The organism is Paenarthrobacter sp. YJN-D (genome assembly GCF_015040335.1).
GTDB classification, from domain to species: domain Bacteria; phylum Actinomycetota; class Actinomycetes; order Actinomycetales; family Micrococcaceae; genus Arthrobacter; species Arthrobacter nicotinovorans.
Window position 1 is genome coordinate 853,527 of the sequence record NZ_CP053549.1, and the last position, 25,826, is coordinate 879,352.

Below are 25,826 nucleotides of genomic sequence, written 5' to 3' on the forward strand. Positions count from 1 at the left end.
CTTACGTGAAAGAGTCACTTCATGACCAATCCCCTGCTTGACCCCAGCCCCCTGCCGTACGGACTGCCGCCCTTTGCGCACATCTCTGCGGCCCACTATGCCGAGGCAGTGGAGGCCGGGCTAGCAGCTCACCTCGAGGAGATAGACGCGATCACCGGCAATCCGGACCCTGCCACCTTCCTGAACACAGCGGTGGCAATGGAGCGCTCCGGCCTTCTCCTGAACAGGGCAGCAGCGGCCTTCTTCACCCTCGTCTCAGCGGATGCGGGCGATGACATCAAGGCGCTTGAAACTGAACTTTCCCCCAGGTTTTCGGCCCACCAGGACGCCGTATACATGAACCGCGGCCTCTACGAACGCTTCTCTGCCATCGACGTCGACGGCCTCGATGCTGAGTCCGTCCGGCTTGTGCAGGAATACCTCAAGGAGTTCCGCCAATCCGGCATCCAGCTCGATGACGCCGGACAGGACCGGCTCCGTACAGTCAACGCCGAACTCTCCCGGCTGGGCACTGAATTCGGCCAGCGGACCAAGGAAGCCATGAAAGCCTCCGCCCTGCTTCTCGACAACCCGGCCGACCTTGCCGGTCTGCCGGAAGAGGACGTCGCAGGAGCCGCTGAAGCTGCGAAGGCCGCCGGTCACGACGGCAAGTACCTCCTCACCTTGATCCAACCCAGCAACCAGCCCGCTCTCGCGTCCCTCGAAAACCGGACCATCCGCCGTCGTTTGTTTGAAGCGTCCCTGTCGCGCGGCACTGATGGCGGACCACTGGACGTGCGGGAAATTGTGACGGCGACCGTGCGGTTGCGTGCGGAAAAGGCGGCCCTGCTCGGCTTCGCCAACTTTGCCGAACTCGTGGTGGACCAACAGACCGCGCCGGACTTCAGCGATGTCCAGGCCATGCTGCGCCGGTTGGCACCCGCAGCCGTCCGCAACGCACAAGCCGAGGCCGACGCCCTGGCCGGAACCGCGGGACATCACCTCGAGCCGTGGGACTGGGCCTACTACTCAGCCCGGGTCCGGAAGGAAAAATTCCAGGTGGACGAGCAGGCGATCCGCCCCTACTTCGCCCTGGAAAGCGTGCTGAACGACGGCGTCTTCCACGCTGCCACCCAGTTGTATGGCATTACGTTCCATGAACGCGAAGACCTCGAGGGATACCATCCCGACGTGCGCGTGTGGGAAGTCCGCGACGAAGACGGGACTGGCCTCGGCCTCTTCCTTGGCGACTACTACACCAGGGAGAGCAAACGTGGCGGGGCGTGGATGAACTCCCTCGTTGAACAATCCAGCCTCCTGGGTACGCGCCCCGTGGTGATCAACAACCTCAACATCACCAAGCCCGCTCCAGGCGAGCCCACGCTGTTGTCGCTGGATGAGGTCCGGACAGTGTTCCACGAATTCGGCCATGCGCTGCACGGCCTGTTCTCCAGTGTTACGTACTCACGCTTCTCCGGGACATCCGTGCCCCGGGACTTTGTGGAATACCCGTCGCAGGTCAACGAAATGTGGATCATGTGGCCAGAGGTCCTGGCCAACTACGCCCGGCACCACAGCAGCGGGGAAGCGCTCCCCCAAGTCATCGTGGATAAGCTCAACGACTCATTGTTGTGGGGCGAAGGCTTCGCGACGACAGAATACCTGGGCGCCGCTTTGCTTGACCTTTCCTGGCATGTGCTTTCCCAAGCCGACGTACCCGGGGATGTCCTGGCGTTCGAAGCCAAGGCTCTTGCCGAGGCATCCATTGCCCACCCTTTGATCCCGCCGCGTTACCGCAGCGGCTATTTCCAGCACATCTTCGCCGGAGCGGGCTACGCAGCCGGGTACTACTCGTACATCTGGAGTGAGGTCCTCGATGCGGACACGGTGGAATGGTTCAAGGAAAACGGCGGGTTGACCCGCGCCAACGGTGACCGGTTCAGGTCCGAACTGCTCTCCCGGGGCAACAGCCGTGACCCTCTGGAGTCATTCCGCTTGTTCCGCGGACGCGACGCCGAACTGGCACCACTCCTGAAGCGCCGCGGCCTCGACTAGGAACGACGGCGGCCGACCACCCTTGGGGGGTGGCCGGCCGCCGCCGTACGGTTAGCTGTTACCAGCCGCGCTCTGCGAGGCGGTGGGGCTGCGGGATTTCGTCGACGTTGATGCCCACCATCGCTTCGCCCAGGCCGCGGGAGACCTTGGCAATAACATCGGGGTCATCGTAGAACGTGGTGGCCTTGACGACGGCGGCGGCACGCTCTGCCGGGTTGCCGGACTTGAAGATACCCGAACCGACGAACACGCCATCGGCGCCGAGCTGCATCATCATCGCAGCATCAGCCGGAGTCGCGATGCCACCGGCAGTGAACAACACCACCGGAAGCTTGCCCGTGGCAGCGATCTCCTTGACCAGCTCGTACGGGGCCTGAAGTTCCTTGGCCGCAACATACAGCTCGTCCTCGGGAAGGGCGGCGAGCTTGGCGATCTCCGAACGGATCTTGCGCATGTGACCGGTGGCGTTGGAAACATCCCCGGTACCGGCTTCGCCCTTGGACCGGATCATCGCCGCGCCCTCGTTGATGCGACGCAACGCCTCACCCAGGTTGGTGGCACCACAGACGAACGGAACAGTGAAGTTCCACTTGTCGATGTGGTTGATGTAGTCCGCCGGGGTCAGGACCTCGGACTCATCGATGTAGTCAACACCGAGGGACTGCAGGACCTGGGCTTCGACGAAGTGGCCGATACGGGCCTTGGCCATCACCGGGATGGACACGGCAGCGATGATCTGATCGATCATGTCCGGATCGGACATGCGGGACACGCCACCCTGGGCGCGGATATCAGCCGGGACACGCTCAAGCGCCATCACGGCGACCGCACCGGCATCCTCGGCGATGCGGGCCTGCTCGACGTTAACGACGTCCATGATGACGCCGCCCTTGAGCATCTCAGCCATGCCCCGCTTAACGCGGCTGCTGCCCGTGACGCTGTTCGCGGACGAACCGGCTTCGTTGCTTACATCTGGTGTAGACACAAAAACCCCTATGGGTAGATAAACGACCTTCTTGCCGGAGGCACGCGCAGCACACGACCGCGTTCAGCGCACACCGGGTTTCAGGTCAAGGTGACCAAGTACTAGTAATAGTAGTCGCACGTTGCATGGCGGCAGTACATTCATTACCGCCTTGCAGGGCAACAAACAGGGGTGTGGTAGGACACCTGCACAATCGGCGGGAGCCGACTCTGGTCAGATGCCAGTTCCCTCGGCCTCTGCCATGGCCTGCTTGCGGACTGTAGCCATTCTTTGGACTACCGTGACAACGCTGGCCAGTGCCAGCAGGACCAGGGTTGCAAACAGCACCACGGGTGGAAGTCCCAGGCCCGTGAGCCCGGCAATCAACAGGACCGATGCGAGTCGTTCGGCCCGTTCTGCAATCCCAACGCTGGCGTGGTAGCCAAGTGATTCGGCTTTGGCCCTCGCGTAAGAGACAACCATGCCGAGGACAAGGCAGACGACGGCGGCCGTCCCGATTGCGGTGTCCTTGCCTCCGGTGAAGAACCAGATAGTGAGGCCCGCGAAAATGGCGCCGTCGGCCAGGCGGTCCAACGTGGAATCAAGAAAGTTTCCCCAACCGCCGCTTCTGCCTTGCAGCCGGGCCATGATGCCGTCCACGACGTCCGAGAAAGCGAAGAACGCAACCACCACAGAACCCCACCACAAGTGGCCCAAGGGGTAGAGGATGAGTCCGCCCAGGATGACGCCGGCGGTGCCCGCAATAGTGACCGCGTCAGGTGACACGCCGATCCTCAGGAGCCAGCGCGCCAAAGGGGTAAAGAGTGAAGTGAAGAAGCCGCGCGCATGCCTATTGAGCATTCGACTCCCCCGGCCAGGCTTCGGCCACTAGTTTCCGGACCTCGTCCAAGGTCTGCGTGATGGCTTTGGTCTGGGCGATGATGGGGAAGAAATTGCCGTCCCCGCCCCAGCGCGGAACTACGTGCTGGTGAAGATGGGCAGCGATGCCCGCCCCGCCGGTAACACCTTGGTTCATGCCCAGGTTGAAACCGCTGGGATTCGAAACCTTCCGGAGCACACGCATGGCGGTCTGGGTAAGATCAGCGAACTCCGCTGTCTCTTCCACCGTAATATCCGTGTAGTCGGGGACGTGGCGGTAGGGGCAAATCAGCAGGTGGCCCGGGTTGTACGGGAACAGGTTGAGCACCACGTAGCAGGTCTTTCCCCGGTGGACGATGAGCGATTCCTCGTCAGAGCGGGTCGGCCCTACACAGAACGGGCAGTCATCCTTGTTCTTGAATTGATCCTGCCCGCCCTTGATGTAGGCCATGCGGTGGGGAGTCCACAGGCGCTGAAACGCATCCGGAACGCCTGCGAGTCCGAAATCATCGGTTACGTCTGCGTCGCCCGGAAGGTCAGCTGCCGCGCCTGTGTTCTCCTGCACCGTCACTTTTCCGTTCCGTCAGCTCTCGCGGTTCTTTACGGCGTCGACTATCCTGCGGACCGCTTCTTCCACGGGAACACCGTTATCCTGGCTGCCGTCCCTGAACCGGAATGACACGGCGCCCGCTTCGGCATCCTCACCGCCGGCAATCAATACAAAGGGAATCTTGTCCTTGCTGGCTGTACGGATCTTCTTCGGGAAGCGATCCGAGGAAATGTCCACCTCGGCACGGATGCCTGCAGCCTTCAACTGCCCGACGACGTCAAACATGTAGTCGTTGAATGCCTCGGCCACGGGAATGCCAACTACCTGGACCGGAGCAAGCCAGGCCGGGAAGGCCCCGGCATAGTGTTCGGTGAGCACACCCATGAAGCGTTCAACAGAACCGAAGAGCGCCCGGTGGATCATGACGGGACGCTGGCGCGTTCCGTCGGCCGCCTGGTATTCCAGTTCGAAGCGTTCGGGAAGATTGAAGTCCAGCTGGATGGTGGACATTTGCCAGGTCCGGCCCAGCGCGTCCTTCGCCTGAACCGAAATCTTCGGGCCGTAGAACGCGGCTCCACCCGGATCCGGCACGAGTTCCAGCCCGGAAGCGGCTGCAACCTCGGAAAGAGTACGGGTGGCTTCTTCCCAGGCGGCGTCGTCACCAACGAACTTCTCTTCGTTCTTGGTGGACAGTTCCAGGTAGAAATCGTCCAGGCCGTAGTCCTTGAGCAGGCCGAGGACGAAGTTCAGCGTGGTAGTGAGCTCGTCCTTCATCTGCTCGCGGGTGCAGTAAATGTGGGCATCGTCCTGTGTCATGCCGCGAACACGTGTCAGTCCATGCACAACGCCGGACTTCTCGTACCGGTACACCGAACCGAACTCGAACAGGCGCAACGGAAGTTCACGGTATGACCGGCCGCGAGAGCGGAAGATCAGGTTGTGCATGGGGCAGTTCATCGGCTTCAGGTAGTAGTCCTGGGCCGGCTTGCGCACCGTGCCGTCCTCGTTGAATTCGGCGTCCACCTGCATGGCAGGGAACATACCGTCCTTGTACCAGTCCAGGTGGCCTGAGACCTCGTACAGGTGACCCTTGGTGATGTGGGGTGTGTAGACAAATTCGTAGCCGGCGTCCACGTGGCGTTGGCGGGAGTAGTCCTCCATCGCCTTGCGGATGATCCCGCCCTTGGGGTGGAACACCGGGAGGCCTGAGCCCAGTTCATCCGGGAAGGAGAACAGATCCAACTCGACACCGAGCTTGCGGTGGTCGCGGCGCTCAGCTTCGGCGATGCGCTCCTGGTAGGCCTTCAGTGCTTCCTTGGTAGGCCACGCGGTTCCGTAGATACGCTGCAATTGCTGGTTGTTCTGGTTGCCCAGCCAGTAGGCGGCCGAAGAACGCGTCAGCGCAAAAGCGTTGGCGATGATCTTGGTGTTCGGAAGGTGCGGACCGCGGCACAGATCGCACCAAACGCTTTCGCCGCTCTTCCTGTCCACGTTGTCGTAGATGGTGATGTCACCGGCGCCGACTTCGACGTTGACGCCTTCAGCGGCGTCGGAGGCGTCGTTCTTCTTGCCGAGTAGTTCCAGCTTGTAGGGTTCGCCGGCCATGGCTTCGCGCGCTTCGTCTTCGGTGACCACGCGGCGGACGAACTTCTGGTTCTGGTTGATGATCTTCTGCATCATCTTTTCCAGCTGGCGCAGGTCTTCCGGAGTGAAGGGCTCGGAGACATCGAAATCGAAATAGAAGCCGTCAGTGATGTACGGGCCGATGCCAAGCTTGGCATCAGGGCGCAGTTGCTGCACGGCCTGGGCCATGACGTGCGCGGTGGAGTGACGGAGGACGTTGAGGCCATCGGGAGATTCGATGGTGACACCTTCGACGTCGGCGTCGGGGGGGAGGACCTGGTCGAGGTCCTTGAGTTCGCCGTTGACACGGGCTACAACGACGTCGCGGCGCTCGAAGAAGAGTTCCGCGCCGGTAGTCCCTTCCGTCACCTTTGTCTCTTCGCCATCGACGATGAGGGTGATCTGTTGGGCATCTGACACGGGTGTCTCCTATTCATAGTTAAGGCTTCATAGCTTGTGGCGTACGGGGACCACAGCCAGCCACCGTCAATCGTATCCGCTCCGGCGAGGGCGGCCAAAGCAGCACGCCGGGCCGGGATTCAGGGTGTTCAGCTTCCCAGCCCGGTAATGGCAAGGTTCCGTGAAATGCCGTGGAGGGGGCCGGGAATCGTGTATTCGTCCGTCGGCACTTCACCGCCGCGGATGAGTTCCGGATAAGGAAGCGATTCGGGCCGGCCAAGGTCCCAGGCCTTGCTCGCGCTCAGGCTGATTCCCCTGGGACCTGTCCTCCTGGTGGTTCCCCGGATCAGCAGCAAGCGTGTGCCGAACAGCAACGGTCCCGATTCTTCCTGGGCTTCGTGAAAGAAAACCGAATCCACACATCCAGTGCCGTCATCGATACTGATGAAGACCACCCGCCGCCCACCGCGCATGGGAGGGGTTTGGGTGGCAACGCGCACCCCGGCCACCAGGACCTCCGTTCCGTTGCGCAAGCCAAGGAGTTGGTCGGCCGTCGTCACTCCCAATTTCGCCAGGAGGGGCCGGTGGCTTTCCATCAAGTGTTCGCTGACATCCACGGCCATGAGGTCAAGCTCTGCCCTGACATTTTCAATCATTGTGGTGGGAGGAAGTTCCGGGGCGAGGTTCTTCAGCTCGACATCTCCCAGTGCAAACGACAACTGCCCTTCGATGACACCGTTCGGTTTCTTTGAGGGATTGTTCTGCATGGCTTGGAGATGCTGAACAAGGTCAGCACGGTTCGCCTTTCCACCGGAGTCTTTGTGCAGGGCATCAAAGGCGCCGAGTTGGGCCAGTCTTTTGATGTTTGGCTTGCTCACCCTGGCCCGGGTCCTCAGATCGGCCAAAGAATCGAAGGGCTGCCCGGCAACGATCCTCTTCAGCTCAGCCTTTGAGAGCCCGTAAATACCCGACAGGCTCAACCGGATGCCGAGTTTGCCGTTGTCCGGGCCTCCCACGATTTTCTCAACCCTGTACTCAGCCTGGCTCCGGTTGATGTCCAGCGGCAGGATGGGAATACCGAGCCTGCGGGCTTCAGCCACCAATAGCCGCTTGGGGTACATCCCGGGATCATGCTCCCACAGGCCCGCCAGGAAGGCTTCGGGGTGATGGGCTTTCAGCCAGGCCGACTGGTAGGTAGGAACAGCAAAGGCAGCCCCGTGTGCCTTGCAGAACCCAAAGCTGCCAAAGGCCTTGAGCGTGCCCCAGACCTTGTCCACCACTTCAGGGGTGTAGTTCCTGATCGCTTCCCTACGGAAGTACTTCTCCACCTCGGGTTCACGGACTTCATCACCGAGTGCCCGCCGGAATTCATCAGCCCTTGCCAGTCCGCACCCGGTCATGACATCGAAGGTCTTCAGGATCTGCTCATGGAACACCGTCACACCATGGGTTTCCTCCAAAACTGGTTTGAGGTCCTGATGCGGGTACACCTCAGGTGCAAAACCGTGCCTGTGCTCCAGGAAGGGACGCACCATATCCGACTTCATGGGCCCGGGCCGGAACAAAGAAATATCAATGATGAGGTCGTTGAATTCACGCGGGGCCATCTTCCCGATGAGTTCCCGTTGACCCGGCGACTCGATCTGGAAACACCCCAATGTGTGGGTGCTGCGGATCAGTTCAAACGTTGGCTCGTCGTCGAAAGGAACGGCGTTGAGCTCAATCCTCCCGTCCTCGTCAATGAAGTCCGGCCCTGAGCCTTCCGGTCCTGCCGGGTGCCTTCCTGCAGCAACCACTTCGGCTTTGGAAGGATGCAGCCGGATTACCTCCCTTACGGCGAAGGCCATTGCGCTTTGCATCCGTACCCCCAGGACATCCAGTTTGAGCATGCCCATGGGATCCATGTCGTGTTTGTCGAACTGGCTCATGGGCAAACCAAGGCCGCTGGGCTGGACAGGGGTCCGGTCAAGGAGGGTGGCATCTCCCAGGATGACGCCACAAGGGTGCATGGAAATGTGCCGGGGCAGCCGGTCCAGCCTTTCGGTCAGGTCCACCAGGAGGTCGAGTTGCTGGTTCTCCTCCATTCCTCCGCGTTCCACCCGGCCGGCAAAGTCACGAAGCTCAGGCTTTTCCACCAGCGCTTCGCGGAATTTCCTTGCGGAGAATCTCCAGAGCTGCTTGGCGATATCGCTGACTTCGCCCTCATCCATCCCCAGCGCCATACCGGCATCCCTGACAGCACCACGCGCCCTGTACCCGTTCTGCATGCTCATGAGGGTCACCCGTTCAGACCCGAACCGATCAAAAATCTTCCGGTACACGTTGTGGCGTTCCGCGCTCTCGACGTCGATGTCAATGTCAGGAAGTGTTGACCGGCGTCCGGACAGAAACCGTTCAAAAATGAGGTCGTGGCGGATGGGATCAACCTGGCTGATGTCGATCAGGTAATTGACCAGGCTGGAGGCCCCTGAGCCACGTGCGGCAACCCTGACGCCCATGTCCAGGATCATCTTGGAAACCTCTGCCACGGTAAGGAAGTAGGACCCGAAGCCGAGCCTGCCAATGATCCCGAGTTCGTGCTCCAACCGCGAGCGCACCCGGTTCTCCGCTTCCGTGCTGAGGCCGGGGAAACGTCTGGTGATTCCTGCTTCGCAGCGTTGGGTCAGTTCCACCATGGGGTGGTTGTCGATGCCAATGATGGAGGCCTCGGGCACGACGGGTTGTTTCCATCCCATGTCCGGAACGGGGTCAATCCGGCATTTGTCGGCGAGCGCTTCAGTGTTGGTGAGCAGTTTGTTCAAGTCTGCTTGCCCAAGGCCTGCTGCGTTCATGATTTCTTTGCCGAGCTGGAGCATGTGGTGGCGGTTTTTCAGCCATCCCTGCCCGGTGGGTTGGAGCATGGGCGCGGTGGAGAGCTCGGGGAGGGATTTCAGGGTGCGTGCTGAGTCGAGGACGTCGGCGGTTGCCGCGCCGTCCTGGGCGCAATAGCGCACGGCGTTGCTGAGGATGGCCGGGACGTTGTATTCGAGGGCGAGTTTGAGCATGCGGACGGCATGGGCTGTGCTGAGGGGTTCGCCCGGTGCGCTGAGGTGGGACACGGTTTCAGCGACGATGGTGCCTGGTGGCATGGCGTCGATCCATTGTTTGAAGAGGGTTCTGGGCCTCAGGTATTTTCGTCCGCCCATGGCTCTTCCGACATCGGAGTCCGGTCCGATCATGACCGTGAGGACGGGTTTGAGGGTTGTGGGGTCCAGGGTCCTGGAGGCAAGTTCTCCCCTGGTTACTGCTACGGGGACTGCTCCTCCGGCTTTTCCCGAGGTGCGTGCGTGGGCATCCGATACCAAGCGGCACAGTGCCCGGTATCCGGCACCGTTGTTATGGCCGTGGGCCAGTACGACGACGCGGCCCGCGACCTGGGTGCGGTGGTCGCCGTCGTCGTCGAAGACTGCCAGGTCAACGCCGACGATGGGGTCGATGCCTGCGTCCATGCAGGCTTTGAGGTGTTTGACGGTGCCATAGAGGCCGTCCCTGTCTGTGCAGGCGAGCGCCGTTGCTCCGTCGGCTGCGGCTGTTTGGGCTAGTTCGTCAGGCCAGGAGACGCCGTAGTGCGCGCTGAAGGCGGTTGAGACGTGCAGGTGGGTAAAGCTCAAGGTTCACGCTGCTTCGTCTGGTTCGACGGATCGGGCCGGGGCGGCGTCGTGGATGCGGAGCAGTCTCCACCGGCCGCTGCCGAGGTGCCGAACCAGGTCCAGTGTGATGGCTTGGCCGCTCTGTTGTGGTTGAAGCTGGACCCGCCAGATCTCGTGGTCGACCAGGCCTGCGCCGGCGCCGATGGGTGCACGGTTTTCTTCGACCCACCATTGGCGGCGTTCGAACCAACGGACGGGCTCGTTGGTGACGGTGTAATGCGCCCCTTTCCATTGAACTTCCTGTGGCTGGCCTGTTTCCGTGCAGATCACTCCGACGGACTCGCTGAACAGCCCCATTTCACACCTCGTTACGCCGGTCCGGTTTGATTCGAAAGTATGTTCGAATAATTCCAGTTTACGCCGACGTACGGGCAAAACCTACTTCGAAGTTCCCGCCTGTGCAGAAGCCTTGGAGACACGCTTTCCAACCCGCCTCAGCAAGCCATCACGCCACGGTTGCATTCCTTGCGCCAGCGCGACTCTTCCCATAAGGGCCGAGGCGAGCCTTAGCTGCTGGGTGCGGAGGACGCGCTTTCTGCCATAGGCGGCGAGCGCGGAATCCAGGGGTTGTTCGTTGAGCAGGTCCCCTAACGTCACGGCATCGATGAGCGCTTCGCAGGCGCCCCTGCCCAGGTTTGGTGTCATGGCGTGGGCAGCATCCCCCACCAACACCACGTTGCCCCGGGAGTAGCGGGCCAATGGCGGGGTTGTCCAGATGCGTTGGGCCAGGGAGGTTTCCGGTGACGCCTGGGCAAGAACAGCCTTTACGGCCTCCGAGTATCCGGCATAGCGGCGCCGGGTAACGTCCAGGGCTTCGAGGACATCCACCTTGTCCGGTCCAAGATCCGACCGGTAGGAGGCATACCAGTTGGTTCCGCCTACCGCTGGTGCCAGGCCGAAGATCTCTCCCCTGCCCCAGTACTCGCCGACATCACCGGCCTGGGGCATGCTTGGGACCACTCCCCTGACGGCCAGGTACGGGGTTGGCCTGGCGGCGATCCGTTGGCCCCAATGGCTTCGCCGGACCACACTGTTGACCCCGTCCGCACCCACGGTCAGCCACGCTCCACCCGGAACACTGTCAACCCTGCCCACCACGCGGCTTACCGATGACGGCACCGCCGTGTTCAACAGCCTCAGCAGCTCGGGCCGGGATATGCCCACCAGCCCTCCCCCTTCCATGGACAGCACCGCTTCTCCCTGGGGGCTGCGCAGGGCTCCGGCTGTGATGACGGATCCCCGGCTCCGCACAGGACCGAGGATTCCGATTTTCGACAAGGCATCCTGGGCTCCGGGCCACATGGCCAGTGTTGTCCCCACGGTTGGCAGCTGGGGCCTTTGTTCGTACACCGTGACGTCGAACGCGCCCGGGTCCAGTCTTGCTGCGAGCGCCAGGCCGGCAATGCCCCCACCGATGATGTTCACCTTTTTCATGCCCACACTGTACTACTACATTTGTAGTAACAACAGGGAGTGAAGCTAGACTTTGGCCATGGCCGACCGACGAACCCAGCTAGCCGACGCCGCGCTCGCCGTCGTCGCCGAGCAGGGCCTCAAAGGACTGACCCACCGTGCCGTCGATGCCCGGGCCGGCGTCGCCCTCGGAACCACGTCGAACTACTTCCGCAACCGCGCGGCCCTGGTGGGTGCCGCCGTCGACCGCGTTGAAGAACTGGACAGCCTCCTGCTGCAAGGTGACCACAGGGAGCTTCCGACGACGACGGCGGCCTTGGCGGAGCAGCTCGCCGCTGCGGTCATGGGACTCACCGATACGAACGCCCCGCTCACCAGGGCGCGATTCGTCTTCGCCCTCGACCAGCCCGAAACAGTGGCCGCCGGTCATGAGCGGCTGGTCTCCGCTTTGGCGCAGCTGCTCGAACGCCTGGGATTATCCGATCCCCGGGCCCGCGCCGAAGCGGTATCCGATTACAGCGACGGCCTGGCCTTGCACCTGCTCACCGCACGCAAGGGCAAAGGCGTCGACAAGGCAGCTGTCGCCAAAAACATCCAACTGCTCCTGGAAGGGTGAGCGGCCCTGGATGACCCGGAGGGGTGGACGGCAGCCGGTCCGCAGAGCAGGATTGTGGCATGAGCACCAATGACGCACTCCTGAAGCAGGTCAACATCTCCGCCGCGGACGACCACCTCGTGGCCCGATTCGAAATTGACGGCAACATACCAGGCTCCGGCGCTTACGTCGTGGGCCTTGTTGCTGCCAGCGAAGACTACTCCTCACAGCGCCGGCTCGGCATCGAGTTCATGAACGGCGAAGCGATTTCGTTCTATTCCTTCAACCACTCGCTCAGCGCGGAGGAAAACTACGACATCAAAGGCGTGGAGCATTCCGGCAACGTCATCACCGGGAACTTCCCCATGTCCGCCATCCACGGACTCAGCAAAGGCCACGTCATGACCGCCTTCAGCGAAGCTGACGGCCGGGAATTCCAGTCCGGCGTACCGGTGAACGAAGCACTCTGACTCTCAGAAGAGTCCTTCCACCGGTTCGATAAGTTCCGGTGAGTTGTTGCGGACATTTCCGACGGCGGTCCCCACCGGGTCCAGCGTCCAGTCAGCAGCAGCATCGTGCGCCCTCGAACGGACCATGTCCACCAGCCCTGCGGCGTCCTTCTCCCGCGGATCCAGCCATGCCTCCATTGTCTCTGTGCTCATCGGCAACGGAACACGGTCATGGAGCGCAGTGAGTTCGTCGAACACGGAGGCGCTGCGCCGTGTTCGGGCCGAGTCCGCCGTCGGAGTGTCTGCGGTGAGGATGGACATCGACAGTAGCCAGCGGCCGGGATCGTCCGCCGGTGCCGCCTGGTCCCGCCACCACTCATACAAACCGGCAAACACCAGACCGTGCGCGTCGCCCGGATGAACATAATAGGGCTGCTTGTTCTTTCCCTCGCCCTTCTTCCACTCGTAGTAGCCGTCAGCCGGCACCGCACACCGGCGGGCCACAGCAGCCTTCTTGAAGGAAGGCTTTTCCAGAAGGGTCTCGCTGCGGGCATTGATGAGCCGTGCCCCGCCCTTGGGATCCTTTGCCCAAGAAGGCACCAGCCCCCACTTGGCTACATGGAGCTGCCTCTTGACGTTGTCATCGACCAACCGCTCCAAAACGATCGGAACCGCGTCCGTCGGGGCAACATTCCAGGACTTCTCCAGGGCGATCTCGTTCTCAAGTTCGGCATCAAAATCGGCGAGCAGGTCTCCCACCGCACGGGCCATTACGTAACGTCCACACATGGCAACAGTCTGCCCTTTCCCGGGAAAACGCACCAGCGTGGGCGTGTGAGGCAACCCGTCTTCGTCGCCGGACGGGAATTATTCGGCACCGGGTTACCGTTGTTACGAACGAACCACTCCGTGCAAACGACAAATACTGAGGAGAGCTCTGTGGATTTCACTCCCGACTCCGGCACCATCACCATGTTCTCGACCACCTGGTGCGGCTACTGCAACCGCTTGAAGAAGCAGCTGGACGCCAAGGGCATCGGCTACACCGAGATCAACATCGAAGAAGTAGATGGCACGGCCGAACTCGTCGAGCAGCTCAACGGAGGCAACCGCACGGTACCCACCGTCCTCTTCCCGGACGGCACGGCCGCGACCAACCCCTCGGCGTCCGAGGTGGAAAGCCGCCTCGCCGCCTAGGTCCATCCGCATACGGCCGCTGGGCCCGCTCGGAACAATCCGCACACTGTCTGCCACCTGTGATAGACAGAATGGGAATCCGTAGCGGGCCCTGCTGCATTAACCGGGCCCGCCCTCCGCGAGCCCGAAGGGAACCACTCCAATGGTCCACGCAGTCAAAGGCGTCGTCGTCCGATCCAAAGGCGCACCCGCAACCCTCGAAACCATCCTTGTGCCCGAACCCGGCCCCGGCGAAGCCCTGGTGGACATCCTCACCAGCGGCGTCTGCCACACCGATCTGCACTACAAGCTCGGCGGCATCAGCGACGACTTCCCCTTCCTGCTGGGCCACGAAGCAACCGGCGTGGTCAGCGCGGTCGGCCCTGACGTCACGGAAGTAGCCCCCGGCGACCGCGTTGTCCTGAACTGGCGTGCCGTCTGCGGCAACTGCCGCGCCTGCAAACGCGGTCAGGCCCAGTACTGCTTCAACACCCACAACGCCACCCAGAAGATGACACTCGAAGACGGCACCGAACTCTCCCCGGCGCTGGGCATCGGAGCCTTCATCGAAAAGACCTTGGTCGCCGCGGGCCAGTGCACCAAAGTAGACCCCGACGCTGACGCTGCCGCCGTTGGACTGCTCGGCTGCGGTGTCATGGCAGGGCTCGGCGCAGCCCTGAACACCGGCGGAGTCAAACGCGGCGATTCAGTCGCCGTCATCGGTTGCGGTGGCGTGGGTGTCGCAGCCATCGCCGGCGCCGCGCTCGCCGGCGCCACCACCATCATCGCCGTGGACATCGACGCCAAGAAGCTCGAACGCGCCAAGGACCTGGGCGCCACGCATACCGTTGATTCCTCCGCAGGGGACCCCGTCGAGGAAATCCGTGCTCTCACCGGCGGCTTCGGCGCAGATGTGGTGATCGACGCCGTCGGACGTCCCGAAACCTACAAGCAGGCCTTCTACGCACGCGACCTGGCCGGCACCGTCGTCCTTGTCGGCGTTCCCACGCCGGAGATGACCCTCGAACTGCCCTTGCTGGACGTTTTCGGCCGCGGCGGGTCCCTCAAATCCTCCTGGTACGGCGACTGCCTGCCGTCCCGCGATTTCCCCATGCTGGTGGACCTCTACAAACAAGGCAAGCTGGACCTGGACGCCTTCGTCACCGAACGCATCACCATCGACCAGGTGGAAGAGGCCTTCGACAAAATGCACCACGGCGCCGTCCTGCGATCGGTGGTTGAACTGTGAGCACCGATAGCCTCAGCATCAGCAACGTCGTCACTTCCGGAACCTTCTCCCTGGACGGTGGCACCTGGGACGTGGACAACAACGTCTGGATCATCGGCGACGACTCCGAATGCATCGTCATAGACCCCGCCCACAACCCTGCCGCGATCTTGGACGCCGTGAATGGCCGCACGGTCACAGCAATCCTGCTCACGCACGGACACGACGACCACATCAGCTCGGCAGGCGAATTCCGCGAACTGGTCAAAGCACCCATCCACCTGCACCAGGACGACTGGATGCTGTGGGAAACGGTGTTCCCCGGGCAGAACCCTGACGCTGCCATCACGGACGGCCAGGAGTTCACTGTGGCCGGTACACAGCTCACGGCAATCCATACGCCCGGTCATTCACCCGGCTCGGTGTCCTTCCACCTGCCCAGCGAAGGCACGCTCTTCAGCGGAGACACCCTTTTCCAGGGCGGACCAGGTGCAACAGGGCGTTCCTACAGCGACTTCCCCACCATCATCGAGTCCATCAGGACCAAACTCCTGACACTGCCCGAAGAGACCGTTGTCCGCACGGGCCATGGCGACACCACCACCATCGGCGCGGAGAAACCGCACCTGGATGAATGGATAGCTCGCGGCCACTGACCCTGCGCCTCAACCCTCCTTGCCAGCCGCCCCCTCGAACTCCGGGGCGGCGGCCGGCTCAAGGCGAATAATCACCGACTTCGAAGCAGGTGTGTTGCTTTCGTCTGCTGTCGAGTCCAGCGGGACGAGAACGTTCGCTTCGGGGTAGTACGCAGCCGCGCAGCCCCTGGCGGTCGGGTACGCAACCACCCGCAGTTGACGCAGAACCCGGTCCACGCCGTCGTCGGCCTCGCTGTGAACGTCCACGTAGGAACCGTCCTCATGACTCAACTCCCCAAGGTCCTGGGGATTGACGAACAGAACCATGCGCCCCTTCCTGATACCCCTGTAGCGGTCGTTCAACGAATACATCGTGGTGTTGAACTGGTCATGGGACCGGATGGTCTGCAAAATCAGCCGCCCTTTCGGCAGCTCGATGGTCTCCAGATCATTGACCGTGAACATGGCCTTTCCGGAGGGGGTCGGGAACGTCCGGCTGTCCCTGGGTCCGTGCGGCAGAACAAAGCCATCTTTCTGGCGAATACGGTCATTGAAGCCGTCAAAACCTGGCACAACGTGCGCGATATGGTCGCGGATGGCGTCGTAGTCGGACCGCAAACCCGACCAATCAACCGGCACCTTGGCGCCAAGGACCGCTTCAGCCAAACGGGTAACAATGGCGACCTCGGACATCACGCCGGCAGCGATCGGCTCCAACGTACCGGCGGAGCTGTGCACCGCGCATACCGTGTCCTCCACAGTGACGAACTGTGCAACCCCACCCTGCCGGTCTATCTCCGTGCGTCCCAAAGCGGGCAGGATCAGCGCCTGCTCACCAACCACCACATGTGACCGGTTCAGCTTGGTGGAGATCTGCACGGACAAGCGCGTCCGCCTGACGGCTTCCTCCGCCACTGCGGTGTCCGAAATCGCGTGGACGAGGTTGCCACCGAGCGCCACCAACACTTTGATCCTGCCGTCCCGCATACCGCGGATACTGTCCACTGCGTCAACGCCGGGATTCCGGGGCGGATCGAAGCCGAACTCATCCCGCAGGGCGGCAAGGAACCGTGGTGGCATCTTTTCCCAAATGCCCATGGTCCGGTCGCCCTGGACATTGCTGTGGCCCCTGATGGGAGACGGACCGGCTCCCGGCTTGCCGATGTTACCGCGCAGCAGCAGGAGGTTAATGATCTCCTTGATGGTGGACACGGCCTTCTTATGCTGGGTCAGCCCCATGGCCCAGGTGATGATGACTTTTCCGGCGTGAAGGTAGCTTTCAGCGAGTTCATCGATTTCGTCGCTGCTCAGCCCTGTCGCGGCAAGGACTTCGCTTTCGCCCAGTGTTGCCAGGTGCGCGGCAAAACCCACGAAACCCTGGCATTGGGTATCGATGAAGGCCCTGTCCAGGACTGTCCCGGGCGCCGCGCTTTCAGCATCAAGGACCCGCTTGGATACTGCTTGCAATAACGCCATGTCGCCGGCCAAGCGGATCTGCAGGAACTGATCCGCCAGGTCCGTGCCCTTTCCAACCAGGCCCCGGGGACGCTGGGGGTTCCGGAAATTGATCAGGCCCGCTTCCGGCAGGGGATTCACGGCCACGATCTTCGCGCCCGCCTGTTTGGCCTCTTCCAACGCGGTCAGCATCCGTGGATGGCAGGTGCCCGGGTTCTGTCCCATGATGATGATCAAGTCCGATGCCGCGAAGTCCTTGTACGTAATCGCTGATTTGCCTACACCGATCGTCTCGCCCATGGCAACGCCAGTGGACTCGTGGCACATATTTGAGCAGTCGGGAAGGTTGTTCGTCCCGAAAGCCCGTACGAACAGTTGGTAGAGGAAGGCGGCCTCGTTGCTGGTCCGCCCGCTCGTATAGAACGTAGCCTGGTCCGGCGACTCAAGGGCGTTCAACTCCTGTGCGATGATTCCGAACGCCTCGTCCCAGCCAATGGGCACATACCGGTCCGCGCCTGCAGCTTTGTACACCGGTTCCACCAGACGGCCCTGCTGGCCGAGCCAATACTCCGGCCGGTGCGCCAAAGAAGCCAAGGTATTTTCCGCCCAGAAAGCGGCAGGGATCCTGAGCGGCTCCGCCTCCCAGCCGATGGCTTTGGCGCCATTCTCACAAAATTCAGCACGTTTGCGTTCGGGGGGATCGGGCCACGCACAGCTCATGCAGTCAAAGCCGTCTTTTTGGTTGACAGCCCGGAGTGTCTTCCAGGCCCTCACCGGCCCCATGGACGACATGGCGTGCGGCAGTGTCTCAGTCAAGCTCGGCAAACCACCAGCGGACCGTTTGGGTGGACCGACGCTGAGTTCCGCGTCGGAATCCTCTATGGGATGCTGTTTCCGGCCCATCGCTACACCGCGATTCGCGTGATTGGGTAACTGATCACCCCAGCCTAAACCCGGCGTGCAACAGGCTCAACGAAGCTGAGGCGGTCAACCCGCAAGACTGCGGAAGTCGCCGTCGACCACGTCCGCATAACCGCGGTAAGCCTCGACGACGGCGGCCTCCACGGTGGTGACATCCAGATGCGGCACCAGATCATTGGCAGCGCCGGCAGTTGCCGGGTCCCACTCCAGGCCGAGTGCGCCGTAACTGGCTGTGAGCACGTCCCGGATGGGCCCGGAGTTTTCCACCACGATCACCGAACTGAACAACCAGCCGCCGGAGACCACCCGCTGGGCGGTGCCGATGAGCTTGATCCGGTGGGCGGGAAAATCAGGGTCCTCGCCGTGCACGCTGAACTCACCCGGGCAGTACTCCCCCGGGATCTCGCCGACGGCGGCATGGACGCCAACGCTGCGAAGGGCACTGGCCAGCAGCTCCCCGAACTCCGCGAAGCGCGCCTTTGCACGGACAATGGCGTCCGGATGCGGCTCGATGTGGTCTATCACCAGGCTGCCTTGGTGATACGCGGCAGCACGGCCGCCTGCCTTGCGTATGAGTGGTTCGAAACCCAGCTCCCGGCAGGCTGTTTCCGCAGCGGCGAATCCCGGCAGGTTGGCGTCCCGCTGACCGAACGCGACCGTGGGTTCGGGACGGTACAAGCGAAGGGAAGGGCCCAGCTGGCCACCGCGGGCACGCTTCAACAGTTCCAGGGCAAAATCGAGGTCGCCGGCAGCTCCGAGGGATTCCTGTTGCCGGTAAACCGTGAGCTGCTTGCGGGTTTCGGCGGCTGCCTGCATCAGCTTTTCCTCAGCGTCAGGATCTGCTCGGCCCTGCCGAAGGGCCCGTGGACGTCATGAAGGACCGTGGAGGTCAACCCGATTCCATCGGCGCCAAACGAGACCTTGTTGTCCAGGCCCAGCCATTCGCCGGAGGGCGAGCGATACATGTGGATCTGCAGGTCAACGTTCGGGAAGATGTAGCTGTCTTCGCCCGGCGGAACACGTGCCGCAATACCGTTGGCAGTATCCACGAGGCCCATCAGCCTGGCCAGGTCCGTGCTGTCCGCCTGGTCCGTCAGCGGATGGGACGTCCGGATCCAGACCTTTCCCGAGCCCGGTCGGTGCCCCTCGGCAAGACGCATCTCCAGGGACCGGATATACCCGCCTGGCCAAACGCTGGCACCATCCCAGGGCTTGCATTCGTCCGGAGCAGGCAGGGGTTCGTCCTCCACCGCCGCAACCGCGCTGGTATCGCTGGTGATCATCCGCCAGGCCGCAGCCCGAATGGCCACGCGACCGGCTGCTGAAAGTTCAGCCTGAATCAGTTCGATGGTCTTTCCCGGCCTCAGCGTCGAGGTGGTGACCTGAAACTCGCCACCGGGGATGAGGCCCAGGATTTCATAGCTGATCCGGGCAAGACGGACATCGCCCCTGGGCTCATGCCGAACCAGGGCATCGGCGAGGATGCCCGAGGCCGGTGCCATGTGTTGTTCGTGCGGATTCCAGGCGCCTTGGGCGTGGATCGTCGAGCGGAAACGGCCATCACCCAATGATTCGTAGTAGAAATCACCGTCCGCCAGTTCCGGTAATGCAGTAGTCAATCCGAGCCTTTCGCCGATCCAGCAGTAGAACTCAGACCACTGTATCCGCTGATTTGCGTGCTGCCCGACGCCTGCGGATCACAACTACCCAGACAACCGCGGCAGCCACCACAACCAAGCCGATGGCCGCTCCAAGCGGCGATGTTGCGGCGACAGCCAGCCATGCCTCAAGCGCTGCGAGCCCAATGGTCGCATAGAGGAAAGCCCAGATCACCGATCCCGCTATGGCGGCCGGCAGGTAACGCCTCAGTGGCATGCGCGCCACTCCGGCGGCCAGGTTGATGGCCGTCTGCAGGCCGATGGTCAGGAAAGAAAGCACGACGGCGTAGGGTCCCCATCGCTGTATGAGGACTTGGGCGCGGGCCGCTTTGGGCCGCTCCAGCGATGCCCCCAAACGGGTATGGGAAAAGCCGGTAACTGCCCCACGACCAATCCAGTACGTGACATTGACACGGATCATGACGATGGCGAACAGCGCTGCCAAGGCGACGCCGAAGGGCAAACTCATGATCTGGTCCACTCGACTTAGGCTACCCTAAGCCCCGGCGCTTTGAAGATTCGCTCACGGCAACGGCAGTAACGGAACCCTAGGATGGATCCATGGATCTCCATGAGGCCGCCCAGGAGCTGTACGCCGTGCTGCCTCGCGACTTCACCTCCGCACGAACGTCGTTGGTGCGCGCGGCCAAAGAAGACGGTAATAAGGAACTCGCACAAGAGATTGGCCGCCTGCCCAAGCCGGCCGCCGGCGCCTGGGCCATCAACATGCTGGCGGCCCACAGGCCGGAGGTGATTGACGGCGTCGTGCGTTTCGGCGCATCCCTGCGCGCCGCCCAGGAAGAATCGGATGCCGCGGCGTTCCGAGAACTCAGCCAGCAGCGGCAGGGGCAATTGACGTCCGCCGTCCACGCCGCAAAGGATCTTGCCGGTGAATTGGGCGCGCCACTGAGCGCGGCCGCGGCATCGGACGTGGAACAAACGCTCAGGGCAGCCATGGCCGACGCCGGAGCTGCGCGGGCCGTAGGCACGGGGAGACTGGTGCGGGGGCTGAGCGGAAGTGGCTTCGAGTCCGTAGACCTGACGGACGCCGTCGCAGCGGCCTCTGCGGAGGACATCGCTGGCTCCGGCAGCGCGGCGGGGACCGAAGCAGGGCCGGCCGCGGAGCCAGTCCGGAAGAAAGCAGCTGCTGCCAAGGAAGCGGCAAACAAGGAAAAGGAACCGAAGGAACAAGCACCCAAGGAACAAGCAACCAAGGAACAAGCAACTTCCCTGGCCGATCGCCGCGCGGCAAAACGTCAGGCTGCCTTGAAGCAGGCCCAGGACGAATTCCAGGCCGCCGACAGGGAGGCACAGGACGCCGAGAAGAAAGCTTCCGAGGCTTGGGAGGCCGTTAACGAACTGGCTCGCCGCCGCTCGGACGTCGAGGCGGAAATTGCCGAGGTGAAGAAACGCCTGGCGTCGCTGGAAGCCGACCTCATTGGCCTTGCGCGTGATGCGGACTCCGCGGAGTCCGGCAAGAAGCTCGCAGTCAGGACAGCAACCCAACTCCGACGCAGCGCAGACCAGGCCCAGCGCCGCGTCGACCGGCTTGGCTAGTCCTTCGCTTTCTTGCCCACCGTCTTGTCCAGGTCATGGGTTGCCGGCCCCTCAAGATATGTCCCTTCGGGCGTGAACCTTGAACCGTGAAGCGGGCAGTCCCATGATTTCTCGGCGTCGTTCCAGGTCAGCAGGCCGCCCAAGTGGGCACAGCTGGCGGAGACCATGCAGACCTTGCCGTCGACGGTGGAAACCGCGGCGGGTTCGCCTTTGTACAACCCGACGACGCCGGTCCCTTCGGGTGGATGCGTCTCGTCTGTAATTTCGGGGTTCTTCCTGACTTTCGCCTTATCTTCGATCATTCGTTTCGCGGTACTGGCGTTGAGCCTCACGGCTTGAAAGGCCCCTTGGGGTGACGTCACCCGGTGATGGATGGTGGTGGCCCAGTCGGACTGGCCGCCCAGAATGTCAGAGGTGATGGACAACGCTGCGGCGACGCCGTTGCTCATCCCCCACTTGTTGTAGCCGGTGCCGAAGAAGATCCTTCCGCGCCCCCGGGGCAGCTTGCCGAAGAACGGCATGAGGTTGGTTGCCTGATAATCCTGTGCCGACCACCTGTGGGTGACCTCGGCGCCGGGGTAGTGCTGGTTGGCCCATCCCAGCAGGTCATCGAGATGCGACTGCGGCGACATCGCGCGGCCCGCGGTGTGGCCGTACCCGCCTACCAGGAGCAACTCGCCGTCAGGAGCGGGATAGGTACGCTGGGACCGGGTGGGCGCGTCGACGGACAGGTACATCCCTTGGGGTATGTGGCCTGGCATGCGAAGGGCGGCCGCGTAGGAACGGTTGGGTTCCAGCTTGGCGAAGTACAGGCCGCGGTCAAGGATGGGCGTTCCCGTGGCCACCACAACAGTGTCGGCCGTAAACGTGCCCCGGCTGGTGGAAACCCCAAGGGGCAGTTCTGAGCCCACATTCCGGACCTGCACGCCTTCGACGATCAGGCCACCGTGTTCCCGGATATCATTGGCGAGGGTCTCCAGGACATCCATGGGATGGATCTGGGCCTGGTCTTCCAGCTCCAGCGCCTCCACGACCGGGAACGGCAATCCGGGATCGCGGCTGAAATGGACATCCAAACCCGCGTCCCTCGAAACGGCAGCTTCCTTCCGGAGCCGCTGGCCGCCGTCGTCCGTGGTGGCGAAGGTGACCGCGGTCCGGCGCTGGAAGGGGACGCCCTGCTGCTCCATGTACTGGGTGAGCCACGCCTGCCCCGTCTTGTTGGCTTCGACATAGGCCCGGACCACTTTGAGCGGATATTGGCCGCGCAGGGCCGACAACGCCCCACCTTGCAGGAGGCTCACTTTGCCCGTGGTGTTGCCGGTGGTCACCGCCCCCAAGGTGCGCGCCTCGAAGACCACCACGCGCTGACCGGAACGGGACAACAACAATGCCGCCACCATGCCCGTCAACCCGGCACCCACAACTATCGTGTCAAAGTGCTTTTCTTCGGGGACGGCATCGGATGTGAAGCGGGACTCCCTGTCCAACCACAGCGATTTCATGGATCGACCTGCCTCTCGATTCCGCTGGTACGCGGTAGGGAAACGCTAGGCCGGTCTCTGATGCTTATCAAGGGGTGGCAGCACCTGAGGCCAATGCCGCTGCTCGCCGAAGCTCAGGGTCGGGATCTTCAGCCCAACGCTCCAGCACGCGTTCAGCGCGTTCCCTTGCCCGGCCTTCCAGCCGTGCCAGCAGCGGACCCACCACATCAGTGGCAAGCGGGTTCACCAGCTCCCTGGTGCCGGACTGCCTGATAAAGCCTTCGATCCGGGTGAGGTCTGTGTTAATGAGGACACCGACTTTGCTCTGCAGCAACACCACCGCGGCCAGACGGCGCTCAAAGACCGGCTGTTCCCACAATTCAGAGCTGAGCGCCGTGATCTCGTCATGCCCGAGGTTCTTGTAACGCTTCAGCGCATCCCGGATTGTCCCGCGAACAGCCCCCACGGAGGCGCCATACACTTTCAAGGCTTCGCCGAGACGCGCACTGGCCTCTTCTGCCCGCTCCCACGTCGATTCCATCTGCAGTGTGTAGTCCACGAATTCGCCAGCTTCACTCACCCGTCTATTTTGTCAGTGCCCGGTCTTAGCGTGATGACACCAGCAATCGACAGGAGCAACATGCCGTCCAAAGAGCTCGCAACCGAGGCCTCGTTTCCAGGCGTGCCGGCTGCGTCCTCCATGCCCGATTGGTACCCCACGCTGCTCAACACCGTGGCCCGGGAAATCCGGGTGGGCAGGACCCGCGCCCAGGCCGCTGCCAACTCGGAGTTGCTGAACTCGTACTGGAGCATCGGACGCCAGCTCGCCGAGCGTGAATCCGAGCAAGGCTGGGGAGCAAAGGTGGTCACCCGCTTGTCCGCCGACATCCGCACCAGATTCCCTGAAGCCAAGGGCTTCTCCCCCAGGAACCTGCGCTACATGAAGAGCTTCGCCCAGGCATGGCCCGACTTTCCAATGTTGCAAGCGCCGCTTGCAACATTGCCCTGGTACCACCAGATCGCCTTGCTCGAAAAGCTCGACGACGCCGCAACGCGGCTTTGGTACGCAGCGGCGGCTGCCCGGCATGGCTGGTCGCGCAACGTGCTGACGCACCAGATCTCCACCCGCCTGCACGAGCGGTCAGGGCAAGCGATCACCAACTTCAAGGCCACCATGGTCCCCGCCGACTCGGACCTCGCCCAGCAGGCAACCAAGGACCCCTACGTCTTTGACTTCCTATCCATGACTGACCGTCACACCGAACGGGACCTGGAGCTGCAGTTGGTGAAGCACGTGGAGAAATTCCTTTTGGAACTGGGCCAGGGTTTTGCTTTTGTGGGCGAGCAAGTCCGGCTGGAGATTGCCGGCGACGAGTTCTTCGCCGACTTGCTGTTCTACCACCTGAAACTGCGCTGCTACATGGTGATCGAGCTGAAGGCCGTGAAGTTCGAGCCCGGCTTCCTCGGCCAGTTGGGTATGTACATGGCAGCGGTGGATGACCTCATGGCGCACCCTGACGACAAACCCACGATCGGGTTGCTGTTGTGCAAGGAGAAGAACAGCGTCGTGGCCGAGTACGCCTTACGCGGCTTCAACGCACCTGTGGGCATCGCGGAGTGGCGGACTTCCCTGGCCGACTCGTTGCCCGAGGAGTTGGTTGCGAGCCTGCCCAGCATTGAGGCCTTGGAAGCCGAGCTGGCGAGTGAGGCTGCCCGGCTACGGGGTTAGCCCGTCGGCTAATAATGTCGGAGCCTCCTGTCAAAGTAGGAACGTGGGACGAAAGCCGGAGAGACCAGTGGGTGCAGGAGTCAGCGCCGCGCTGATGCCGGTTCCGTCTGACCGGGAGTTTCCCGCCGTTCCAGGCTCAGCCACTCCCAGCTCGATAAGCAGGGATCTGATCAACCAACTGCGGGTACTGGCAGACATGAAGTCGGCCATCTCGGGACTTCAGGCCAAAATCACTGTGGCCTTCGACCTTGCCCAACGCGCTGAGCAGGCTGAGGCCGGAGTCCCGGCTTCCGAGCGTGGCAAGGGTGTAGCCGCGCAAGTGGCGCTCGCCCGGCGGGAATCCCCAAACCGTGGCTCCCGACTCCTTGGCTTGGCCCGGGCATTGGTCACGGAGATGCCGCACACCATGGCCGCCGTGGATGCGGGACTGTTGAATGAGTGGAGAGCCACCCTACTCGTCAAGGAGACCGCCTGCTTGTCCGTTGAGGATCGGGCGGCCGTGGATGAAGAGCTCGCGCCGGATACCGGAACCTTCGAAGGCGCCGGGGACAAGGCCATCATTGCCGCTGCTAAAGCCGCAGCCTATCGCCGTGATCCGCGTTCGGTAACCCAGCGGGCTGCACGTGCCGCGAATGAGAGGACCGTGAGTCTGCGGTCGGCACCTGACACGATGACCATCCTGACCGCCCTGCTTCCGGTAGCCCAAGGCGTCGCAGCCTACGCGGCACTCACGCGGGCCGCCGACTCAGCCCGGTCCCGTCCTGGTGGTGAGCAACGCGGTCGGGGCCAAGTTATGGCCGACACCCTGGTTGAGCGGATCACAGGTTCATCCGCCGGCTATTCCGGGATTGACCTGCAGCTGGTGATGACAGACCGCACCCTCCTGGCCAACGACTCAGAACCGGCGCGGCTGACCGGCTATGGGGTTGTCCCCGCCCAGTGGGCCAGAGACCTTGTATCCACAACGAAGACCCTCGGCGATCCCGACAGTGATTTCCATGTTTGGCTTCGCCGCCTCTACACAGCCCCCGGCACCGGGGAGCTCATCGCCGAGGACTCGAGGTCCCGCTTCTTTCCGCAGGGAATGCGCCGAGAGGTTCGTGACAACCTGTGCCGGACACCGTACTGCGACGCGCCCATTCGGCACATCGACCACATAGTCCCCTGGCGTCGTGGCGGATCCACCTCGTTGGACAACGGCGCCGGACTTTGCGAGGCTTGCAACCACACTAAAGAAAACCCGGGTTGGAGCAGCAAAACAGAGCCGGGCCGGAACGACACCGACTCCGTCCATACCTTGGAAGTCCGGACGCCCACCGGGCATAGCTACCGTTCCCAGGCTCCTCCCCTGCCGGGCCACCTGCGTGTCACGGCAGCTGGCACCTGAGCTG

At 62.6% G+C, this 25,826-nt stretch carries 23 protein-coding genes; 9 read left to right on the forward strand and 14 right to left on the reverse strand.

The window, feature by feature from the left end; genetic code table 11:
* The first annotated feature begins 21 nt into the window (after nucleotides 1-21).
* Nucleotides 22-2,034, forward strand: coding sequence for a M3 family metallopeptidase (locus HMI60_RS03970; RefSeq protein WP_193590601.1), 2,013 nt, complete (start codon nucleotides 22-24; stop codon nucleotides 2,032-2,034).
* 58 nt (nucleotides 2,035-2,092) lie between these two features.
* On the opposite strand, the gene pdxS is transcribed toward HMI60_RS03970, so the two are convergent.
* From pdxS to HMI60_RS04005, 7 genes are all read right to left on the reverse strand, one after another.
* Nucleotides 2,093-3,019, reverse strand: coding sequence for a pyridoxal 5'-phosphate synthase lyase subunit PdxS (gene pdxS / locus HMI60_RS03975; protein WP_020608520.1), 927 nt, complete (start codon nucleotides 3,017-3,019; stop codon nucleotides 2,093-2,095).
* A gap of 213 nt (nucleotides 3,020-3,232) precedes the next feature.
* Nucleotides 3,233-3,859, reverse strand: a complete 627-nt coding sequence (pgsA, locus tag HMI60_RS03980; protein ID WP_026267168.1) for a phosphatidylinositol phosphate synthase — start codon at nucleotides 3,857-3,859, stop codon at nucleotides 3,233-3,235.
* Nucleotides 3,849-4,442 carry an HIT domain-containing protein gene (locus tag HMI60_RS03985; RefSeq protein ID WP_026267169.1) on the reverse strand — a complete coding sequence of 198 codons (594 nt, stop codon included), beginning with the start codon at nucleotides 4,440-4,442 and terminating at the stop codon, nucleotides 3,849-3,851. The genes pgsA and HMI60_RS03985 overlap by 11 nt, the downstream gene beginning before the upstream one ends.
* Nucleotides 4,443-4,460: 18 nt before the next feature.
* Nucleotides 4,461-6,470, reverse strand: a complete 2,010-nt coding sequence (gene thrS / locus HMI60_RS03990; protein ID WP_055975978.1) for a threonine--tRNA ligase — start codon at nucleotides 6,468-6,470, stop codon at nucleotides 4,461-4,463.
* 128 nt (nucleotides 6,471-6,598) lie between these two features.
* Nucleotides 6,599-10,099 (reverse strand): DNA polymerase III subunit alpha, encoded by a 3,501-nt coding sequence (locus HMI60_RS03995; protein ID WP_193590602.1) that lies wholly within the window; start codon nucleotides 10,097-10,099, stop codon nucleotides 6,599-6,601.
* Nucleotides 10,100-10,102: 3 nt separating this feature from the next.
* Nucleotides 10,103-10,435 (reverse strand): DUF6504 family protein, encoded by a 333-nt coding sequence (locus tag HMI60_RS04000; RefSeq protein WP_064722223.1) that lies wholly within the window; start codon nucleotides 10,433-10,435, stop codon nucleotides 10,103-10,105.
* An 81-nt stretch (nucleotides 10,436-10,516) separates the two neighbouring features.
* Nucleotides 10,517-11,572, reverse strand: a complete 1,056-nt coding sequence (locus HMI60_RS04005; protein ID WP_193590603.1) for an FAD-dependent monooxygenase — start codon at nucleotides 11,570-11,572, stop codon at nucleotides 10,517-10,519.
* 58 nt (nucleotides 11,573-11,630) lie between these two features.
* On the opposite strand from HMI60_RS04005, the gene HMI60_RS04010 reads away from it, so the two are divergent.
* Together HMI60_RS04010 and HMI60_RS04015 are read left to right on the forward strand one after the other, a co-directional pair.
* Nucleotides 11,631-12,167, forward strand: a complete 537-nt coding sequence (locus tag HMI60_RS04010; RefSeq protein ID WP_055975987.1) for a TetR/AcrR family transcriptional regulator — start codon at nucleotides 11,631-11,633, stop codon at nucleotides 12,165-12,167.
* 59 nt (nucleotides 12,168-12,226) lie between these two features.
* Nucleotides 12,227-12,616 (forward strand): hypothetical protein, encoded by a 390-nt coding sequence (locus HMI60_RS04015; RefSeq protein ID WP_018777776.1) that lies wholly within the window; start codon nucleotides 12,227-12,229, stop codon nucleotides 12,614-12,616.
* A gap of 3 nt (nucleotides 12,617-12,619) precedes the next feature.
* Here HMI60_RS04015 and HMI60_RS04020 read toward each other — a convergent pair whose 3' ends face one another.
* Nucleotides 12,620-13,366 carry an SOS response-associated peptidase gene (locus tag HMI60_RS04020; RefSeq protein ID WP_018777777.1) on the reverse strand — a complete coding sequence of 249 codons (747 nt, stop codon included), beginning with the start codon at nucleotides 13,364-13,366 and terminating at the stop codon, nucleotides 12,620-12,622.
* A 168-nt stretch (nucleotides 13,367-13,534) separates the two neighbouring features.
* Between HMI60_RS04020 and HMI60_RS04025 the strand changes: the two genes are divergently transcribed.
* From HMI60_RS04025 to HMI60_RS04035, 3 genes are all read left to right on the forward strand, one after another.
* Nucleotides 13,535-13,792: a mycoredoxin gene (locus HMI60_RS04025; RefSeq protein WP_018777778.1), complete on the forward strand. Its 258-nt coding sequence runs from the start codon at nucleotides 13,535-13,537 to the stop codon at nucleotides 13,790-13,792.
* A 142-nt stretch (nucleotides 13,793-13,934) separates the two neighbouring features.
* A complete protein-coding gene (locus HMI60_RS04030) occupies nucleotides 13,935-15,020 on the forward strand; it encodes an S-(hydroxymethyl)mycothiol dehydrogenase (RefSeq protein ID WP_018777779.1) in 1,086 nt (361 codons plus the stop codon).
* Entirely contained in the window at nucleotides 15,017-15,655 is a 639-nt protein-coding gene (locus tag HMI60_RS04035; protein ID WP_055975996.1) for an MBL fold metallo-hydrolase, read from the forward strand. Before HMI60_RS04030 ends, HMI60_RS04035 begins: the two co-directional genes overlap by 4 nt.
* 9 nt (nucleotides 15,656-15,664) lie before the next feature.
* Here the strand turns inward: HMI60_RS04035 and HMI60_RS04040 are convergent, their stop codons facing one another.
* From HMI60_RS04040 to HMI60_RS04055, 4 genes are all read right to left on the reverse strand, one after another.
* Nucleotides 15,665-17,992 carry an FdhF/YdeP family oxidoreductase gene (locus tag HMI60_RS04040; RefSeq protein WP_193590604.1) on the reverse strand — a complete coding sequence of 776 codons (2,328 nt, stop codon included), beginning with the start codon at nucleotides 17,990-17,992 and terminating at the stop codon, nucleotides 15,665-15,667.
* A gap of 84 nt (nucleotides 17,993-18,076) precedes the next feature.
* Complete coding sequence (locus HMI60_RS04045) at nucleotides 18,077-18,826, reverse strand: lipoate--protein ligase A (RefSeq protein WP_018777782.1); 750 nt, start codon at nucleotides 18,824-18,826, stop codon at nucleotides 18,077-18,079.
* Nucleotides 18,826-19,629 (reverse strand): thioesterase family protein, encoded by an 804-nt coding sequence (locus HMI60_RS04050; protein WP_055976005.1) that lies wholly within the window; start codon nucleotides 19,627-19,629, stop codon nucleotides 18,826-18,828. The genes HMI60_RS04045 and HMI60_RS04050 overlap by 1 nt, the downstream gene beginning before the upstream one ends.
* A gap of 31 nt (nucleotides 19,630-19,660) precedes the next feature.
* On the reverse strand, nucleotides 19,661-20,149 hold the full coding sequence (locus HMI60_RS04055) for a DedA family protein (protein WP_193590605.1): 489 nt from the start codon (nucleotides 20,147-20,149) through the stop codon (nucleotides 19,661-19,663).
* Nucleotides 20,150-20,229: 80 nt separating this feature from the next.
* Here HMI60_RS04055 and HMI60_RS04060 point away from each other — a divergent pair, with 80 nt between their 5' ends.
* Nucleotides 20,230-21,225, forward strand: coding sequence for a hypothetical protein (locus HMI60_RS04060; protein WP_193590606.1), 996 nt, complete (start codon nucleotides 20,230-20,232; stop codon nucleotides 21,223-21,225).
* On the opposite strand, the gene HMI60_RS04065 is transcribed toward HMI60_RS04060, so the two are convergent.
* Complete coding sequence (locus tag HMI60_RS04065) at nucleotides 21,222-22,727, reverse strand: FAD-dependent oxidoreductase (protein ID WP_193590607.1); 1,506 nt, start codon at nucleotides 22,725-22,727, stop codon at nucleotides 21,222-21,224. The two genes, HMI60_RS04060 and HMI60_RS04065, sit on opposite strands and share 4 nt — an antisense overlap.
* 67 nt (nucleotides 22,728-22,794) lie before the next feature.
* A complete protein-coding gene (locus HMI60_RS04070) occupies nucleotides 22,795-23,286 on the reverse strand; it encodes a DNA alkylation repair protein (RefSeq protein WP_039241721.1) in 492 nt (163 codons plus the stop codon).
* 60 nt (nucleotides 23,287-23,346) lie between these two features.
* Here HMI60_RS04070 and HMI60_RS04075 point away from each other — a divergent pair, with 60 nt between their 5' ends.
* Nucleotides 23,347-24,435 (forward strand): YhcG family protein, encoded by a 1,089-nt coding sequence (locus HMI60_RS04075; protein ID WP_193590608.1) that lies wholly within the window; start codon nucleotides 23,347-23,349, stop codon nucleotides 24,433-24,435.
* Between the two features lie 94 nt (nucleotides 24,436-24,529).
* Entirely contained in the window at nucleotides 24,530-25,822 is a 1,293-nt protein-coding gene (locus HMI60_RS04080; RefSeq protein ID WP_193591123.1) for an HNH endonuclease signature motif containing protein, read from the forward strand.
* The last annotated feature ends 4 nt before the right edge of the window (nucleotides 25,823-25,826 follow it).